This window comes from Gracilibacillus kekensis, from assembly GCF_900143085.1.
Classification (GTDB): domain Bacteria; phylum Bacillota; class Bacilli; order Bacillales; family Amphibacillaceae; genus Gracilibacillus; species Gracilibacillus kekensis.
The window spans coordinates 536,978-555,359 of sequence record NZ_FRCZ01000001.1 but is presented as its reverse complement, the minus strand read 5'-3'; the positions used below and the strand labels follow the sequence as shown (position 1 = coordinate 555,359).

Annotated in this window: 18 protein-coding genes and 1 pseudogene; 17 read left to right on the top strand and 2 right to left on the bottom strand. The window is 36.2% G+C overall.

Annotated features, from left to right (window positions below):
* Positions 1-23: 23 nt before the first annotated feature.
* The 6 genes from BUC25_RS02575 (at position 24) to BUC25_RS02550 (ending at position 7,528) form a co-directional block, all read left to right on the top strand.
* Positions 24-1,070 carry a LacI family DNA-binding transcriptional regulator gene (locus tag BUC25_RS02575; RefSeq protein ID WP_073199353.1) on the top strand — a complete coding sequence of 349 codons (1,047 nt, stop codon included), beginning with the start codon at positions 24-26 and terminating at the stop codon, positions 1,068-1,070.
* 86 nt (positions 1,071-1,156) lie between these two features.
* Positions 1,157-2,419 carry an ABC transporter substrate-binding protein gene (locus BUC25_RS02570; RefSeq protein ID WP_244535111.1) on the top strand — a complete coding sequence of 421 codons (1,263 nt, stop codon included), beginning with the start codon at positions 1,157-1,159 and terminating at the stop codon, positions 2,417-2,419.
* A 224-nt stretch (positions 2,420-2,643) separates the two neighbouring features.
* A complete protein-coding gene (locus tag BUC25_RS02565; protein ID WP_244535135.1) occupies positions 2,644-3,552 on the top strand; it encodes a carbohydrate ABC transporter permease in 909 nt (302 codons plus the stop codon).
* Positions 3,553-3,580: 28 nt separating this feature from the next.
* A complete protein-coding gene (locus tag BUC25_RS02560) occupies positions 3,581-4,414 on the top strand; it encodes a carbohydrate ABC transporter permease (RefSeq protein WP_073199351.1) in 834 nt (277 codons plus the stop codon).
* Between the two features lie 34 nt (positions 4,415-4,448).
* Entirely contained in the window at positions 4,449-5,045 is a 597-nt protein-coding gene (locus BUC25_RS02555; protein WP_073199349.1) for a YesL family protein, read from the top strand.
* Positions 5,046-5,077: 32 nt separating this feature from the next.
* The gene (locus BUC25_RS02550) at positions 5,078-7,528 is read left to right on the top strand and encodes a beta-mannosidase (protein WP_073199347.1); all 2,451 of its coding nucleotides are present in this window, start codon (positions 5,078-5,080) and stop codon (positions 7,526-7,528) included.
* Between the two features lie 120 nt (positions 7,529-7,648).
* Here the strand turns inward: BUC25_RS02550 and BUC25_RS02545 are convergent, their stop codons facing one another.
* Positions 7,649-7,933 (bottom strand): hypothetical protein, encoded by a 285-nt coding sequence (locus BUC25_RS02545; protein WP_073199345.1) that lies wholly within the window; start codon positions 7,931-7,933, stop codon positions 7,649-7,651.
* 308 nt (positions 7,934-8,241) lie between these two features.
* Here BUC25_RS02545 and BUC25_RS02540 point away from each other — a divergent pair, with 308 nt between their 5' ends.
* From BUC25_RS02540 to BUC25_RS02490, 11 genes and pseudogenes are all read left to right on the top strand, one after another.
* On the top strand, positions 8,242-8,664 hold the full coding sequence (locus BUC25_RS02540; RefSeq protein WP_425292863.1) for a YwqH-like family protein: 423 nt from the start codon (positions 8,242-8,244) through the stop codon (positions 8,662-8,664).
* The gene (locus tag BUC25_RS02535) at positions 8,664-8,957 is read left to right on the top strand and encodes a YwqI/YxiC family protein (RefSeq protein WP_073199343.1); all 294 of its coding nucleotides are present in this window, start codon (positions 8,664-8,666) and stop codon (positions 8,955-8,957) included. The genes BUC25_RS02540 and BUC25_RS02535 overlap by 1 nt, the downstream gene beginning before the upstream one ends.
* 23 nt (positions 8,958-8,980) lie before the next feature.
* Entirely contained in the window at positions 8,981-10,936 is a 1,956-nt protein-coding gene (locus BUC25_RS02530; RefSeq protein WP_073199341.1) for a T7SS effector LXG polymorphic toxin, read from the top strand.
* 19 nt (positions 10,937-10,955) lie between these two features.
* Positions 10,956-11,411: an immunity protein YezG family protein gene (locus BUC25_RS02525; protein ID WP_073199339.1), complete on the top strand. Its 456-nt coding sequence runs from the start codon at positions 10,956-10,958 to the stop codon at positions 11,409-11,411.
* A gap of 370 nt (positions 11,412-11,781) precedes the next feature.
* Positions 11,782-12,147: pseudogene (locus tag BUC25_RS19815) on the top strand (Imm6 family immunity protein); the annotation flags it as partial.
* Positions 12,148-12,708: 561 nt separating this feature from the next.
* Positions 12,709-13,176, top strand: a complete 468-nt coding sequence (locus tag BUC25_RS19810) for an HNH endonuclease (RefSeq protein WP_084543380.1) — start codon at positions 12,709-12,711, stop codon at positions 13,174-13,176.
* Between the two features lie 18 nt (positions 13,177-13,194).
* Complete coding sequence (locus BUC25_RS02510) at positions 13,195-13,641, top strand: SMI1/KNR4 family protein (RefSeq protein ID WP_073199337.1); 447 nt, start codon at positions 13,195-13,197, stop codon at positions 13,639-13,641.
* 401 nt (positions 13,642-14,042) lie between these two features.
* Entirely contained in the window at positions 14,043-14,345 is a 303-nt protein-coding gene (locus tag BUC25_RS02505; RefSeq protein ID WP_073199335.1) for an immunity 22 family protein, read from the top strand.
* 36 nt (positions 14,346-14,381) lie between these two features.
* Positions 14,382-14,837 (top strand): DUF4274 domain-containing protein, encoded by a 456-nt coding sequence (locus BUC25_RS02500; protein WP_073199333.1) that lies wholly within the window; start codon positions 14,382-14,384, stop codon positions 14,835-14,837.
* A gap of 139 nt (positions 14,838-14,976) precedes the next feature.
* Entirely contained in the window at positions 14,977-16,695 is a 1,719-nt protein-coding gene (locus tag BUC25_RS02495) for a polymorphic toxin type 15 domain-containing protein (RefSeq protein WP_342039386.1), read from the top strand.
* A gap of 18 nt (positions 16,696-16,713) precedes the next feature.
* Positions 16,714-17,256 (top strand): T6SS immunity protein Tdi1 domain-containing protein, encoded by a 543-nt coding sequence (locus BUC25_RS02490; protein WP_073199329.1) that lies wholly within the window; start codon positions 16,714-16,716, stop codon positions 17,254-17,256.
* Positions 17,257-17,397: 141 nt separating this feature from the next.
* Here BUC25_RS02490 and BUC25_RS02485 read toward each other — a convergent pair whose 3' ends face one another.
* Positions 17,398-18,288 carry a S16 family serine protease gene (locus tag BUC25_RS02485; RefSeq protein WP_073199328.1) on the bottom strand — a complete coding sequence of 297 codons (891 nt, stop codon included), beginning with the start codon at positions 18,286-18,288 and terminating at the stop codon, positions 17,398-17,400.
* Between the last annotated feature and the right edge of the window lie 94 nt (positions 18,289-18,382).

Below are 18,382 nucleotides of genomic sequence, written 5' to 3'. Positions count from 1 at the left end.
AAAATAACAATAAGGGTGATTGGATGCCGAAAAAAGTAACTTTACAAATGATAGCAGATGCAGCAGGTTATTCTAAGTATGTTGTATCCAAGACATTGAATAATCAAACAGGTGTCAAAGAAAGTACACGTGAAAGAATTTTGTTCGTAGCAAAACAACTTGGTTATTATAAAACGAGCGAATATAATGCAAAAACAATAACTTCAGAGAATGAAAATCAAGGGTTTGTGCTAGTTGTTATGCCGAACATTAGGCAACAGAATGTTGAGTCGTTTTATTGGAGTAGTGTCTTTAATGGTATTGTCGATTATTTGGAGGAGTTGGAAGTTAGTGTTATCGTCATTTCTAATCATGACAATCTTGTTGAACAAATAAAAGGAGACTCTTTAATAGGTGTGGTTACAGTAGGTTTTGTATCAACGCAGATGTTGTTGCAATTGAGTGATTATGATGTTCCGCTAGTGATGGTAGATCATGAAGACCCACTTGTTAAAGCAGATCGAATTTTTATGGATAATATTACAGGTATTCAACTAATGGCTAACCATTTGATGGGATTAGGGCATACGCGGATTTGTTTTGTTGGGGATATTGATTTTTCGCCTAGTTTCAAAGATCGGTGGATCGGTTTTCGCACGGCATTAGAAAATAACCAACTCCTAGTGACAAAAGATTCACTCTTTGATTTTAATTACAAAGAAAAAATATCACAACAATTAACGGAACGTGTTCGTCGTTGGCAAAATAACAAGAATATGCCTACAGCGCTCGTGTGCGCGAATGACCAAATTGCTACCACTCTTATAGAGGTTTTATCAGTACACAATATTAGTGTCCCTGAGGATGTTTCTGTTACTGGATTTGACAATATTAAATGCAAATCCAACATCAATCCAGAGCTCACAACTATCCATGTCCTAAAGGAAACGATCGGAAGGCGGGCTGTTAGTATGTTGTTATGGAGAATTAAGAATAAACAATATCCAACTGAAAAAATACAAATGTCTTGTGAAGTGGTTATTAGAAGCTCGGTAACTTCTCCTTCTGATGGAATTCAAATAAAAAAATAAAATATCGGATTTACAGACCAATTAAACTATGATAATATATCCTCGTAATAACAAAAAAATAACAAAAATAACAGGAGGGTCTTAATTTGGGAAAAAAGTTATTGTTATTGTTGACGGGGATAGTATTGATGTTTTTTCTAGTTGCATGTAGCGAGGACGATGCTAACAGTGAAAATGAAAGCGGAAACAATGAATTAACCTTGTGGGCTTGGCCAGGTTTTGGATTAGGAGAATTAGCAGAAGAATACGAAGAAGAGACGGGTGTGCATATTAATATTCAAGAAGCAGATTATGGAGACGTACATCAAAATTTAATTACTGCGCTAGCTTCTGGTTCAGGTGCACCAGATATCTCAGCAGTGGATGAAGGATATCTCGACCGAATGAAGGAAAACCAAGACCAATTTCATAATTTATTTGATTTAGGTGGCGAAGAACTTGAAGGAGTCTATCTTGATTCCAAGTGGGAACAAGCTACAAATGCTGATCAGGATTTTTTAATCGGAGTTCCTACAGATGTCGGTCCAATGGTAATGGCATATCGTGAGGATATATTTGAGGAAGCTGGATTACCGACAGATCCTGAAGAGGTCGCTGCTGAAATTGATAGTTGGGAAAGTTATGTGGAAGCAGGTCGTCAGGTGATGGATGAGACAGGGAAATATATGATAAACAGAACATCTGATTTATATTTAGCTATCCTTGAGCAATCAGAAGAGCAATATTTCACACCTGATGAAGAGTTTATTGGTATGGAAAGTGATCAAAATTTAAGAGCATGGGACATTGCCTCAAGTGCAGGTGACATATCAATCAATCTAGAAAGGGACACCGCGGAATGGGGAACGGCTTTGGCGGATGACCAAATTGCTACTGTGTTATTGCCCCCTTGGATGTTACAAAATGTTAAGAATGCAGCTCCGGATTCTGCTGGTAAGTGGAATGTAACCTTTATGCCTGAAGGGTCTGGAAACTTTGGGGGTTCATTTCTAACTATACCTAAGCAAAGTGACCAGCCACAGGAAGCCTATGATTTTGCATCTTGGGTAATGGCGCCGGAACAACAATTGCGAATATTTAAAAATAGTGGACCATTCCCTTCTACCCCAGAGGTATATGATGATCCAGCTATTCAAGAATTAGAGGATGATTTTGTTAACAATAATAACCTAGGGCAAATTTATGCAGAAGCTGCAAAAGAAATTGTAGCAGGATACAAAGGTACTATGCACGATCCGGTCAGTGAACTTTTTCAAGATGGTTTAATATCGATCGAAGATAATGACACCCCACCAGAGGAAGCATGGGATAATGTGATTGATGAAGTAGATCGTCAGCTTAATCGATAATTCACAATTAAAGGAATAGAAGAGGAAGGAATACGGACTATTTTTTCCTCTTCTCTCTTAACTTTCATGCGTAAGCAGGCGACTCCATGAATCATACTACGATCAGTCATCATCGGTTTGTTTTCTGAGTGCTTTCTTTATCTTAGTTGATTCGATTGCTATGTTTCTAGACCGTCGCTCCACACTTTTCTAATATATTGTTAGGGGGTATAACATTGGATACTGTGCAGAAATCGAAGCAGTATAGACCGAAGAGGTATAGTCAAAAAGCAAGTGAAGTGAAATCAGGTTATCTATTCATATCTCCATTCTTTTTATTGTTTGGTGTTTTCGGTGTATTTCCTTTAGTGTTCACTTTGTATTTATCTTTTCATCGATGGGACATATTAGGTGAAACAGAATTTGTCGGTTTCAGTAACTTTTCGTCTATTCTCTTTAATGATCCATTATTTTGGAAAGCGGTTGGTAATACATTTAGTATATGGGCATTATCAACTATTCCCCAGCTAATTGCAGCGCTATTGATCGCCTTTTTTCTTAATCAGGCTTTTCTAAAATATAAATCCTTCTTTAGATTAGCTATTTTTATGCCTAACGTTACCTCTGTAGTAGCAGTGGCTCTTGTTTTTTCTGCTATATTCGGCACCCAATATGGTCTTGCGAATTACATATTATCGCTTTTTGGAATCGAATCTATTAGTTGGAGTGGTTCTTATATAGGCACTCATATTGCCATTTCTGTCATGGTAATGTGGAGGTGGGTAGGATATAACGCCATTATCTATTTAGCTGGTTTACAGGGGATTCCAAAGGATTTATATGAAGCAGCTACTATCGATGGTGCAAATAAATTGCAACAATTATTGTATATTACTGTACCATTGTTACGTCCAATTATTATCTTTACTGTCGTGCAGTCAACAATTGGCGGGATGCAATTATTCGCGGAACCGTTGTTGTTTGGGGAAGGCTCACGATCACAAGGATTAACGATGACACTGTATTTATACCAGGAAGCATTTAATCGTTTTTCCTTCGGTTATGCAGCAGCTATTGCATGGGTGTTATTTTTAATAATTATTATCTTTTCTTTATTTAATCTTTTTTTAACGAGAAAAATTGGATCATCTTAAGGAAGGATAGTATAGAGGAGGGTTATGTATGCATGAGGTAGGAGAAAATAAATTATCGAAAATAGCGCTGTATTTGTTTTTATTTGTCAGTGCTATCCTTTCAATTTTTCCTTTTTATTGGATGTTTGTTGTTGGATCTAATACCACTTCTGCAATTAATAAATTTCCACCTGCAGTGGTACCAGGACCTAATTTTATCGCAAACAGTATAGAAGTGTTTAACCGGATCGCTTTTTTTCAGGCTTTGGCTAATTCGATAATTATTTCAGCTGTAGTCACTATTTCTGTCTTGTTTTTCTGTTCGCTAGCAGGGTTTGCTTTTTCAAAATTACAATTTAAAGGAAGGGACGGCTTTTTTATATTTGTAATTGCCACAATGATGATTCCGCCTCAGCTCAGCTTAATTCCTAACTTTATGATAATGACGAACTTAGGATGGGTTGATGACTTGAAAGCTGTTATTGTACCAGCGATGGTTAATGCATTTGGAGTATTTTGGATGCGTCAATATATTTCCTCGTCGGTGCCTTATGAATTGATTGAAGCGGCGCGAATTGATGGATGTGGAAATTTTAGAATCTTTTTAAATATTGTACTGCCTGCTGTTCGGCCAGGTCTTGCTACATTAGGTATTTTTACTTTTATGATGACATGGAATGATTTTCTGTGGCCATTAGTAGTATTGAAAGACTCTAGTGTGCATACCTTGCAAATTGCATTACGTACACTGAATGACGTTTACAATACAGATTATTCGTTAATTCTAACTGGGACCTTCCTTGCAACATTACCAATTCTTCTAGTTTTTCTTTTGTTTAGTAGACAATTTATTTCTGGTTTAACAGAAGGTGCTGTGAAATAACCAAGGCCAAAATAGCTGAATAGTAGGTGGAAGAATGAGTAAAACGTATGTATTCGCTGATTGGATATTAGAAATGTTGAAATTACATGCTTTTTGGATGCTATACACCCTAAAGGGAGGGATTATTCTAGGAATATTCCCTTCTACTGCAGCTGCATATGGGGTAATTCGCACTTGGAAAATGGAAGGGAATGTCATAAGTGTTGGCAATCACTTCAAAAAATTTCACAAAGAGAATTTTAAAGCATCCAATATTTTAGGCTGGCTTCTTACGGTATCGACAGCTGCTGCGGTTCTCAATTTTTCTATGATTCCTCATTTTAACGAAATAACCCGCCTGATAATGTATACAGTAGTAATTTGTGTTGCAGTGATCGTGGTAATTGAATGGTTATATCTCTTTCCTATTTTGGTGCATTATTCTTTATCGATTGCGAATTATTTTGTAGTAAACATGAGAGTAGGTTTAACATCATTTTCTGCAATCATCATGCAATTCCTTATTATTGGTATATATGGGTTGTTAATCTATATAGCGCCAGCCTTATTTCTGGTATTCGGCATTATTCCCATAGCTTTTGTACAAATCGCAATTAGCAATAACGTTTTAAATAAAATGCAAGTTTCCTAACTATAAATTGAGATAATACAGCGAGGTGTAGCATGAAACAAATTAAATTTAATCATGATTGGTATCTGAGAAATAACTCAGAAGAAGAGCAATACAAGGTGAACCTTCCAGCTTCCGTAATACATACATTACTAGAGGAAGAATTAATTCCGGATCCATTCTACCGTGACAACGAAGATCAAGCATTAATGTTAAGTGCAAATGACTATGTATTCCTCAAAGAGTTTGAAATGGATGGAGCTTTATTAAGTCATGAAAACATTCAATTAAAATTTCACGGTATTGATACTATCGCAAAAATTGAAATTAACGATCAAACCATTGGAAGTACCGACAATATGCATCGAATTTATGAATTTGATGTGAAATCGATTTTGTGTGAGGGCACAAACAAGCTGAAAGTAACTTTGTATTCCCCTGTGGATTATGTACAGGAAAAGAATCGAGAAAATCAGCTTCCAGGAGTGCATCACGCAGTCGAAGGTTTCCAACACTTACGTAAGTCTCATAGTATGTTTGGATGGGATTGGGGGCCGAAAATACCTGATTTAGGTATATGGCGTGATGTAGAATTAATTGCTTGGAATGATAATCGAATTCAAGATGTCTACGTCTCACAAAAGCATAGTCCAAAACAAAGGAAGGTTGAAGTTACCATTTCAACTGAATTAGTAACCGAAGACCGATTTGTAGACAAAACAGTTATTTTGACATCCCCTTGCGGTAAACAAGTTAAAAAGGCCTTTGAGCAATCAGAAACTTCACTTTTTATTGAAGAGCCTCAAATATGGTGGCCAGCAGGCTATGGTGAACAACCACTGTATCAGGTAGAAGTATTGATTTCAAAGAATAATCGTTTACTGGATAAAGTGCAGAAACATATTGGGCTTCGGACCATCGAGGTTAGACATGAACCAGATCAATGGGGAAAATCTTTTGAATTTATAGTAAATGGTTTTCCATTATTTATGAAGGGCGCGAATTATATTCCAGAGGATAATTTATTGCCAAGATTATCAAAGGAACGAACAAAGCAAGTGATAGAAGATTCTGTTGCGGCCAACTTTAATATGATCCGTGTTTGGGGTGGGGGGCATTACCCTGAGGATTACTTTTACGATTTATGTGATAAGAACGGTATCATTGTCTGGCAAGATTTTATGTTTGCTTGCAGTGTTTACCCCATGACCGAAGCGTTTCACCAAAATGTTGAACAAGAGGCAATTGATCAAATTAAGCGAATTCGACATCATGCAAGCCTTGGTATTTGGTGTGGAAATAATGAGGTAGAAGAGGCAATGGAATATTGGGGGTGGCCAGATCGGAAAGATTGGCGGGACAATTATATTACGTTATTTGAAAAAACGTTGAAAGATATTGTAGCGGAATATGATCCACAAACCTTTTACTGGCCATCGTCTCCTTCGTCTGGTGGGGGCTTTATCGACCCTAAGAATCCTGATGTGGGTGATGTGCATTATTGGGAAGTATGGCATGGGCAAAAACCGTTTACTGAATATCGTAAGTACCATTTTCGTTTTTGTTCGGAATTTGGGTTTCAAGCCTTTCCAGGTTTACAAACTGTAGAATCTTTCACTATTCTTGAGGATCGAAATATCTTTTCGAGAATAATGGAAAAACACCAAAAAAATGATGATGCAAATGGGAAAATCTTGTATTATTTATCAGAGAATTTCCTTTATCCTAAAGACTTCAGTACTTTATTGTATACCTCACAATTGCTGCAAGCAGAAGCCATAAAGTATGGTGTCGAACACTGGCGTCGTAATTTAGGAAGGTGTATGGGATCACTGTATTGGCAATTAAATGATTGCTGGCCCGTGGCCTCTTGGTCAAGCGTTGATTATTTTGGACGATGGAAAGCCTTGCATTACTTTGCAAAAAAATTCTATGATCCTATCCTTTTATCAATAGAAGAACAAATGCATGAGGCATCCATTTATGTGACAAATGATCATTTGAATGGAATCACGGGACGAGTGGAGTGGAAATTACGTAATAATAAATCGGATATTTTACAAAAAGGCACTATCGATATTGAGGTTGAAGCACTAACTGCTAAAGCTCTTACACATTTGGACTTATCTGATGAAATTAATGAAGTTACTAGATATGAAACCTATTTAGAAGCGACGTTATATATCGATGGTAGTCCGTACAGTCAGTCAATGGTGCTGTTTTCTAAGCCGAAGCATTTTAAGTTTCTAAATCCCCATATGTCTATCGCAGTAGAAGAAGACGATGATCACTATATGCTTAACGTTAAGGCTCATGCCTTTACAAAATATGTAGAAATTCAGTCAACAGTGGACTTACCTCTATCTGATAACTATTTTGATTTATCAGCAAACGAAACCAAACAAATTACTGTTAAAAAAAATAAGATGCCAGCAGCTATGACGAAACAGACGATAGAAAACTCGCTAGAAACAAGAAGTGTTTATCACATAAGTGCAGACTAGATAAAAAGCTCCTGACAATAGGGGGCTTTTTATTTAGTTGGAAACCAATATTGAGAAAACTTCCGCTAGTTATATCTAAAGACTTACAAAAAATGTAATGAATGATGTGTCATCAAGTAATTATTTCTTACTTTTTCGTTCTAAAAGTATAGGTGCTATATTCAATAAGATAGAAACAATTGTCAAAAACCATAATGCCCTTTCCATACCGGGAACTACATCCATTAAAGCTGCCCAATCTTCCGCTTCTACCCATACCGATACAAGACTATATTCTGCACAAAGTGTTAATGCTGTAAATGATAACGCAATAGCCATAGCAAGCTTATAATCCTTTCCTGCTGAATACATATAAAGATTTATAAGGGTTGCTACGATGGCAATAATCCCTAATATTACCCACATATTGATTCCTCCATCTACTTTTATTTATACCGTGCAAACATCCCAATGTGATTCATTTTTTTTGGCATTCTGGGACAGAGGGACACTGAACTGTACCTGTCCCTCTGTCCCAGTTTATCACAGGACTAACTAAAAGAAAGGCTAAATAATTCGAAAGTAATAGAACATCAAATAGGATAATAGGTATTTGGATTTGTTTTTCTATTTCATACATATAATAACTGGATTATTCTTCTAATTATTATTTATAATTATGTATTAGATAAAGAGTTTAATTGGATTATTTTCTTGTTATGGAGGTGTATATATTGTCAGATTTTCTTAGTGATGCATTCCAGATTATCTCTAACCGATCGGCAGCAACAGAGGAAAAAATAGAACGGTTAAAACAGGCAAAGCGTGAGATAGAGAACGAGAAAGACCAGGCTTACGTGGAAATTAAAAAATTGTTACACCCTTCACTGGATTCCCTGTGGGAAGGAACTGAGGCCAATACATTTGATGAGTCTCGGCAGGAAGCCTATGAATATATGAAAAGAAAGATTCTGTATCAATACGACTATTATATCGTTCAGATAGACTGGGAAATCAGTCAGTTACAACTCCAGCAGAACACCTTAGATTTCGCAAGTACAATTGCCCATCAGGCCGATCGTTTATGGAGCCAGGGGGAAGAAGCAGCGGAAGCATACGGGCGTAAATTGAATGAATTAAAAGGATGGTTGTTCTGATGAACATTCGAGTAGGAAGTACAACGAGCGGCGGTACTGAAATTAAATTAAATTTTCCCTCCGTCATGTCGGAGCTTGCACATGCCAAGTCATGTCTGTCCCGTCTGGATTTACCAAAGCCTGCCAATACATTTAGTAGAAATGAACTGGCGTTTACAGATGAATGGCTTGAACGAGAAGAAATGATTCATTCCTTTTTGTTGCAATATATCGAGACCGTTGAAAAAAACTTGGCCGATACTAGGGAAAGTGTAAGGAAGCTAAAAGAGCAAGATGAAGCAATCGGTAAATAGAGAGAGGTAAGGGAGAGGAAGCGATGAGCACAACTCGAACGCTGGAAACAAAATCGTTAGTCGCAACCGTAGAAGCTCGTGCAAAAGAATACCAGACATTAAGAGAAAAATTGGAAACATTACGAAGTGCTTTTCAAAAGATAGTTGGTATCGATACTTTTACAGGCAAGAGTGCCGATGCGATTAAAGGTTTTTACCGGGCACAAATTGATGTCGTAGAGGCTTGGCTTGAATTTATCGATATGCAGATTTCTTTTTTCAAAGGAATCGAAGGAATGGCAGAGGATTTCGATTTAGGTGGCAAAACTTTGGTAGATGTTCCTTTTCTGGAAAGAGATCTCGCTCAAGGTGTGGCAAGAGCCTTTGATATAGTCGATCACCAGCGAGAGGATTTGCAATCAATTTTTTCACGTGTGAATGACCTCGTCTCGTTAAAGGTATTTTCCATTCATGACTTTGAGGAACGAATGGAAGACGCTGAGAATAAACGGAAGAAAACCAAAAATAGAGTAAATGAATTGGATCAACTCTTGTTGGAACATTACCAACAATCCTCCATCCATGAACAAGTCATCGTCGGTTTAATGCAAGAAATGTTCCGAGCATCCTCCCAAGGTGGTGAGGTTTCACCTGTTTATTTTAATGAAATCATCTACCAGCAAAGCGAAATCCATGCGGCACGTAATCAGGCGAAGGAAATGACGGCTGACTACTTAAACTATCAGAAGGAATTAGAGGAACACCGCGAGCTCCAAAGAGAAATAGAGGAGATGGAGAATCGACCATGGTATGAAAAAACATGGGACACGGTCTGTACCTTTACAGGGGAATTAACGGGATACTATGATGCCAAGCGTGCATCAACAGGTATTGACCCGGTTACCGGTGAAAAATTAACCACTGCTGAACGCATTACCGCTGGAAGCTTGGCAGCTGCGGGCTTCATTCCTGTCGTCGGTTGGGCAGGAAGAGCGATAAAAGGTGGTAAAACAATTCACACACTGTCCAAGGGTGCAAAAGTGACCGATCATGCATTGGATGCCTACCAAAATACCAAGGCATTTGATATACTGAAACAAACCGAGTATGGTATTTATGGGCTGGCCAGCTATAACGGCTTCAGCGAATATATCACCGGAAAAGATATGTTCGGCAATGAATTAAGTGAAGAAAAACGGAATCAGAGCTTAACACAAGGCTTATTTATGCTAGGAATTGGTGGAGCAAGTGTCACCGTAGACCGCATGCAGGCGAACAAAAACATTCACAACATTTTCCCAACCCAGAATCCACCCGGTACCTTACCAAAACTACCAAAGACATGGACCATCAATAATGCGATGACAAGGATGAAGAATCTAATTCCTGAAGTGCGTGTGGTGAGCGAGCCACTAACGGGGATGAATATTCCGATGTTTATGAAGCGAAGTGGTGGGGGTACGGAGAGTTTGGAAGGGTTAGGGAAAGGGAGTAAGGGTAATCGTTTGACTGGAGAAGGTGAAGTAAAACCATTAGTGGGAAAAGGAGAGCAGTATACAAACGGAAGAAAAAATAGATTAAAGCCTAATATTAGATACCAAACTGGAGAACATGATTACTTTTATGAAACTGACAGTGCTGGTAGAATTTCAAAGTTTGAAACAAATAATCTTCAATTAACTACCAGGGAAAATAGACTTTCACATAGCAAAAATACATTAGGAAAAATAAAAGGAAAGGATCATGCAGGTCATTTGGCAGGTGATAGATTTGGTGGATCACCTAAACTTGATAATTTGGTATCGCAATTATCAGATGTTAATTTGAAGCAATATAAGAAAATTGAAGATGAATGGGCTGCAGCTTTAAAGGAAACCCCTCCAAAAGAAGTAACAATCAATCTAGAAGTAATATACTCTGGGAATAATGTGAGGCCGAAAAAATTCTTAGTAAAATACACAATTGATGGTGAGCCGTTCTCTGAAGTCCTTTTAAACTAATCTAAGGAGTGAAAACTAGATGAATACTTTTGAAGATAGATTTAGTGAATTGCAATCTGATATGATATCCATATGTATGGAGTATGTTGAAGAGAGAGCGGATAAAGTATATGTTTACGCTTCATGTGAGGAAAGTATTATTTCAAGCAAGTTTTTTTATTTAATTAATAATAAGTATCTGAAGCCTCATAAAGTGAATGATGCATTTGCGAATGGGGGTGAAAGATACAATATATCTTCGGAACGCCAGTTTATGGTATTAGATATCTTAAATGAAGATATTGAAAAAATTAAAGAATTATGTTTGGATTATGAAAAAGACATGCCTACTGAAATGAAGTTAATATATGATGTTAAGAGTGGCAAATTCAAAGCTGAATACAAGTATGATTTAGTTTATACTAATCATGAAACTAAAACGGCTCGTCAGATTGCTGATGAGTGGTTTGATGAGATACAATATAATAAACTTTAAGGTTTGATTGCTAAGCCGTTTATTATTGAAACTATAAAGCACTTGATTGCCGGTTAGGAAACAAGTGCTTTTTGTTTTTTATTAGACAATTATGCTTTAGATATCATGAAAGATGCTTTACTGAAATTCATAGCTAATAATGGATGGAGTATTGATTTTATATTTGGTTTAATGAGAAGGACGATAAACAGGCGAGATGACATTTTACATGCCAAGAGGACACTATGGTACTGCAAGACCCACAAACTAAAGACCATGACAAAGCTCGTAATGCTAAAGATGGTAACGATACAGTTACATAAATCTAGTGAATAAAGAGTCATTTAATGATTAAAAATGGTGAGTATATTGACTAGGTTGGAGGTTAATTATGGCTAATATTAACTTTAGTAGTTTAACCGATGATGGTAAAGTAATATTTTTTCTTGGACTTTCAGAGAAAGTATTGTCGGTATTTTCTCAAAAGGAAGATCAAATTTTAGCTGAGGAAGTTATAAGCAAATATTGGAAGTGGCTAAAAGATAAAGAAAATATAGGGGATCTACTTTATGAATTATTAGATAATGAAGAAAATGGTATAACAATTATTCAAGAAATGGCAGATAATGAAACAGATATTTTAGCTTGGAACTGTGTTATTGATGCAGTTGCTTATACAAGTAGAAAAGCATTTGAAAGAGAAGGTGTCAAATATTTTCCAGAACCAATTGCTTTAGTAGATGATACGTTAGTAGAACATTTTTTGGATTGTTTTGAAGGATGTATCGAAAAATTAACCACTGCTGAACGCATTACCGCTGGAAGCTTGGCAGCTGCGGGCTTCATCCCCGTCGTCGGTTGGGCAGGAAGAGCGATAAAAGGTGGTAAAACAATCCACACATTATCTAAGGGTGCAAAAGTGACCGATCATGCACTGGATGCCTACCAAAATACCAAGGCATTTGATATACTGAGACAAACCGAGTATGGCATATATGGACTGGCCAGCTATAACGGCTTCAGCGAATATATCACCGGAAAAGATATGTTCGGCAATGAATTAAGTGAAGAAAAAAGGAACCAGAGCTTAACCCAAGGCTTGTTTATGTTAGGAATTGGTGGAGCAAGTGTCACGGTAGACCGCATGCAGGCGAACAAAAACATCCGCCATATTTTCCCAACCGAAAACCCACCTGGTACCTTGCCAAAACTACCAAAGACATGGACCATCAATAATGCGATGACCAGGATGAAGAATCTAATTCCTGAAGTGCGAGTGGTGAGCGAGCCACTAACGGGGATTAATTATCCAGTGTTTATGAAGCGAAGTGGTGGGGGTACGGAGAGTTTGGAAGGTGTAAGGAAAAAGGGTGGAGGTAAAAATCAAGAAATTACAAAGTTTACTGAGGAACAATTACTTACTAAACCACGATATTCTAGAGATCCAGAAAAATGGCTGAAAAAAGGTGGTAAGATAGAGATTAGCGAGGAAGGAACATGGACTTATATTGATTGGGAGGTTCCTCCAAATCGTGTTTCCTATCCAGGAGGCTTTCCTGACTTTAAATCTGCTGGGCTAGTAAGACAAGAAGTTCAAATTGGAGAATTTAAAAGATATGATACTGACTTTCAAAGAGCTGATGAATTAGCTCCAAATGGTGCTAAATTAGACGAAAACACATGGCATCATCATCAAGATTTGACAACAATGCAAGAAGTTAATAAAAAGATGCATAGAAGATTTCGACATATGGGTGGAATGTCATTAACTAAGAAGCAAAAATAATAGGAAGGAGAGAAATAAATGAATATAAATGCTTTTGGTAAAGCGACGAATGAATCAATTAAAGAATTGGAAGAGTATCTAGGTTTTTTACTACCTGAAGATTATAAGAAATTTTTAAATGAATTTAATGGTGGAACTCCGAAAAATAGATATAGTAAGTTTTTTGTGAAAGAATTAAATCAAGAAGTACCATTAGATGTCCTGTATGGTATAGGTGTAAAAAGCACTTTTAACTTAATTGAATGTTATGAAGAATTTGAGGAAGATATGCTACCAAACAGTTTAATAATAGGAGATGATCCGGGTTCAGGATTAATTGTACTTATTACAGATGCGGAAAACGATGGTATTTACTATTGGGATCACGCTTTCTATTTTCCACAATCTAATGAAGAAGAAAATACTTATAAAATAGCTGATAGTTTTATGGAGTTTATTAATGATTTAAGGAATCCTGAATTGTAAAACTTAATATCATTATAATTAATTTTTTTAATGTAGGATATACAAAGGAGCAAAACGCAACTAAATATATTTTTGAAACTATAACAAAAAAACAGCCCTATCGAGAAACAAGATAAATGGGAGGCTGAATACTTAGAGCGTAAATAATAGTTGATTTACTATAACTTTTAAAAAAACTAACTGATCACCCAATTGTCATTATATGAAAATATATATTTGTAGTTGCAAGAAGTATCTATATATTGTTAACCATTCATTATATGCTTTAGTAGAGTCTAATCCTGCATGATCACCGTTTCGATTGATTAATATGTTTGTTTTAAATCTCTTCAGCACAAATATTCCAATATCCTAATTGCAGAGACCTTGATAGGATGGAGTTTTAAAGTGGGTGGAATACAATGGAAAAGCAAGGATGGGTTTCAATTTGGTTAGGGAATATTAATGATGAGGACTCAATCGGAGAGTATGTTGATTTAACGTATGATGAGGATACTATTGAAAAAGCGGTCTATAAGGATAGTGATATTTCAACATTATTAGATGGATGTTCGTATGAAGAAATTGTCATCCCAAAAATACAGAAGAGTATAAACCTAAAAAAATCATATAATGCAGTAATTTTAATGTATAAATTTGAATATAAAAATAAAATTAGTTCAACAGGTGCTTTTGATTTTATTGCTGCTACAAATTATGAGTAAGAAAAATCTGAAGGGTATGGAGAGTTGAATTAGTTTATGGTTAACTCAGAGATTATTTATTTTTCAAGTTTGCTTTGTAATACAGGTAAAGATATTTTAATCAATCAATTAAAAAATGTAGATAATCCACTAATACTCCATTACTTTGCCGCCAATTATAATTGGGATAGCGGATTTGATATACCAACAGTTATTCTAGAAAATGAGGCTTGTGATTTAGGGACAGGTTTACTAATGTTTCATTATGCAGATGGTTATCGTTTGCTAGAGAGTTCAGATGAAATTTTAAGTTCTTCATTAGTGGAATGGAAAGCTTTTTTGACGAAAATTTATAATAAATTGCTAAGCTTAGATTTTAAATCACAAGACATTTCCTTTGATCCTGAATTAACGAAAATACAAAAGTATAAGCTGAAAAAGAATGATCCAAACCTTCCTGACGTTCTAATTAGTAAGTCACCAGGCAAAGATATTGATATACCGAAGATATAATGTAATTAAATTGAAACCTTGATTGGCAAAAAGCCTCTCAAGGTTTCCTTTTTGGTCTCTAAAATATGATTCTAATATATATGTCGGGGTAAACTGCACTTAATCAAATAAATAAAAAGAATAAAGTCTATACAGATGAATCAAAAATTCTACAACCAGCAAAACTTTGGTAGATGTTCCTTTTCTGGAAAGAGATCTCGCTCAAGGTGTGGCAAGAGCCTTTGATATAGTCGATCACCAGCGAGAGGATTTGCAATCGATTTTTTCACGTGTGAATGACCTCGTCTCGTTAAAGGTATTTTCCATTCATGACTTTGAAGAACGAATGGAAGACGCTGAGAATAAACGGAAGAAAACTAGAAATAGAGTAAAAGAATTGGATCAACTCTTGTTGGAACATTACCAGCAATCTTCCATCCATGAACAAGTCATCGTCGGTTTAATGCAAGAAATGTTCCGAGCATCCTCCCAAGGTGGCGAGGTGTCACCTGTTTATTTTAATGAAATTATCTATCAGCAAAGCGAAATCCACGAGGCACGTAATCAGGCGAAAGAAATGACGGCTGACTACTTAAACTATCAAAAGGAATTAGAGGAACACCGCGAGCTCCAGAGGGAAATAGAGGAGATGGAGAATCGGCCATGGTATGAAAAAACATGGGATACGGTCTGTACCTTTACAGGGGAATTAACGGGGGACTATGATGCCAAACGTGCATCAACAGGTATTGACCCGGTTACCGGTGAAAAATTAACCACCGCTGAACGCATTACCGCTGGAAGCTTGGCAGCTGCGGGCTTCATTCCTGTCGTCGGTTGGGCAGGAAGAGCGATAAAAGGTGGTAAAACGATCCACACATTATCAAAGGGTGCAAAAGTGACCGATCATGCACTGGATGTCTACCAAAATACCAAGGCATTTGATATACTAAAACAAACTGAGTATGGCATATATGGACTGGCCAGCTATAACGGCTTCAGCGAATATATCACCGGAAAAGATATGTTCGGCAATGAATTGAGTGAAGAAAAACGGAACCAGAGCTTAACACAAAGCTTATTTATGCTTGGAATTGGTGGAGCGAGCGTCACTGTAGACCGAATGCAGGCAAACCAAAACATCCGCCATATTTTCCCAACCGAAAACCCGCCAGGTACCTTACCAAAACTACCAAAGACATGGACCATCAATAATGCGATGACAAGGATGAAGAATCTAATTCCTGAAGTGCGTGTGGTGAGTGAGCCGATAACGGGGATTAATTATCCGGTGTTTATGAAGCGAAGTGGTGGGGGCACGGAGAGTTTGGAAGGGTTAGGGAAAGGGAGTAAGAGTACGGGTAATGCAAAGCATTTAGATGATGTGCCTAGAATAAAAAAAATTGAAGTTAATTTTAAAAGAAATGTTAAACATGACTCCGAAGAGTTTGCAAGACAATTGAAAGACCAAGAGAAAGGGATGAATGAATTAACGGTTGACGAATATTTGAGAAATAGAGAAAGATATATTGCTGAAGGTAGAGCAATTGAAGGAAATGCTGCCCAAAAAATGGCTAGACAAGAAGCACTTAAAGATAAAATTACTGAATTACGAAAGCAAGGATTTTCAAGAGCCGATGCTACTAAGCAAGCTTCAAATTGGATGGACACTCAAGCTGCCCTTCACAATCCAGATCAAATAGCCGGAGGCAGAGCAAGCGTTATTGGTGGTTTTGGGGATAAAAGAGTTAATTCCTCATTAGGATCTCAATGGAAATATAGAATTGATATTGTTGATGAGCAAATTAGGAAAATGGCAGAGAATATGTCACCCGAAGAACTTAAAAATACTTACTTAAATGTAAAGTTGAACCAATAACAAAAGGGAGGATATTAATTGGATACCTTTGAGAACTTTAATAAATATGAAACAGTTGACGAAAGTATTACGTCAAGATATAAAGAAAAACTTCCTGCTGAACTGATAGAAGTATGGGATAAGTATGGTTTTGGAACAGTATTAAACGGCTTTTTAAAAGTTATAAATCCAGAAGAGTATTTAGATATTTTGGAAAGATGTTATATAAGGTACGAACAGGCAATCCCTATTTTTACCACTGCAATGGGTGATATTATAGTTTGGGAGAAAAATAAATATGTAAATTTATTAAACTTTAGGAAAGGACAAGTTCATGTTGTTGCATCAGGATTTGATTTCTTTCTTGATGATTTAAATGATGATGAATTTATGAATGAAGAATTAATGTGGGAACCTTATCCTGAAGCTAGTAGTAAATACGGTACACCGGAATATGACGAATGTTTCGGGTACACTCCTTTACTAAGTTTAGGTGGTTCAGAAAAAGTTGAGAATTTAAAGAAAGTAAAATTGAAGGAACATATTCTTATTATTACTGAATTTATGGGACCAATTCAGTAATGTCTAAAATTTTGTTGCTGACTTAACTAAAAGCACTTGCTTGCCTATTAGGTAACAGGTGTTTTTTCGGCTCTAAAATATATGTTGGGGTAAAGAATTAATTCCCTCTGTCAAATAGTCGGTGGAAAAAGTAAAAACGTTTCACGACTTACTATTTAATTCCTTTATTAGTTCTTTTGCTTCAGCAACATTATCTACATTTATCACTTCCAGTGGTAGATTATAAGCTTTTTGGATTTCCTTTGCTTCTTGTAAATTTTCAGTTGGTAGCATCATAAGCTCGAATCCGGCATCAACAGATATCAGCATTTTTTCCTTGAGGGAACCAATTGGATAAACCTCTCCATCTTTATCGATTGCTCCAGTTACGGCAATAGGGATATTGTTTTCAATTTCTCCTTGAGAGATCATGGCTGAGAGAATCAAGGATAGGCCTGAGCTATTACCGTACATTTTTTCTCTTTTAAAATATTCCTTAATTGAAGGAGGAGTGGTGTCTAAGTATTCTGTTACAGCCTTTGACATTTTATTAAACTCACTTTGGATAGGTATTCCTAGCATTTTGAAAATTCTAGTATTTTTATTTATATATTTATTTTTATTAGAAATTTTTCTAACTTCGTACTTTTTAGGGTCTGCTTCCACAATCTGGATTAATTCCTGTTTATCATTTACATAGGTAATATTTATATATGAAACTCCCAAGGAATAAATCTCTGTGTCTTCTATTATTTGTTCGGGTTCATTATAAGTGGTTATTATATACGGATAGGGATTTAGAAAAGGGACAGGAAAATCAAATCCAAAAATAAATAAAGCTAAACTTAAAGATATAAGAAAAGGACGCTCTAATACTGATAGTTTCCATATTTTTGAATTAAAAAACAACAAAACGATAAAGTTTGCAAGCAATAAAAATACAAAAAGAAACGTATCAATCATACCAGATAAATAATAATAAAGTTCGGTAAAATATATAATACAAACAAACCAAAAAGGAGCATTTCGATTTTTATTCATCAGCATTTCCATACACATCATTCCGCCTCTCTGAATTTTCCAAACATCACCTTGTTTTCAAAAAATAACTAAATATAATCTGATTATAGCATATTAAAGCGAGCTC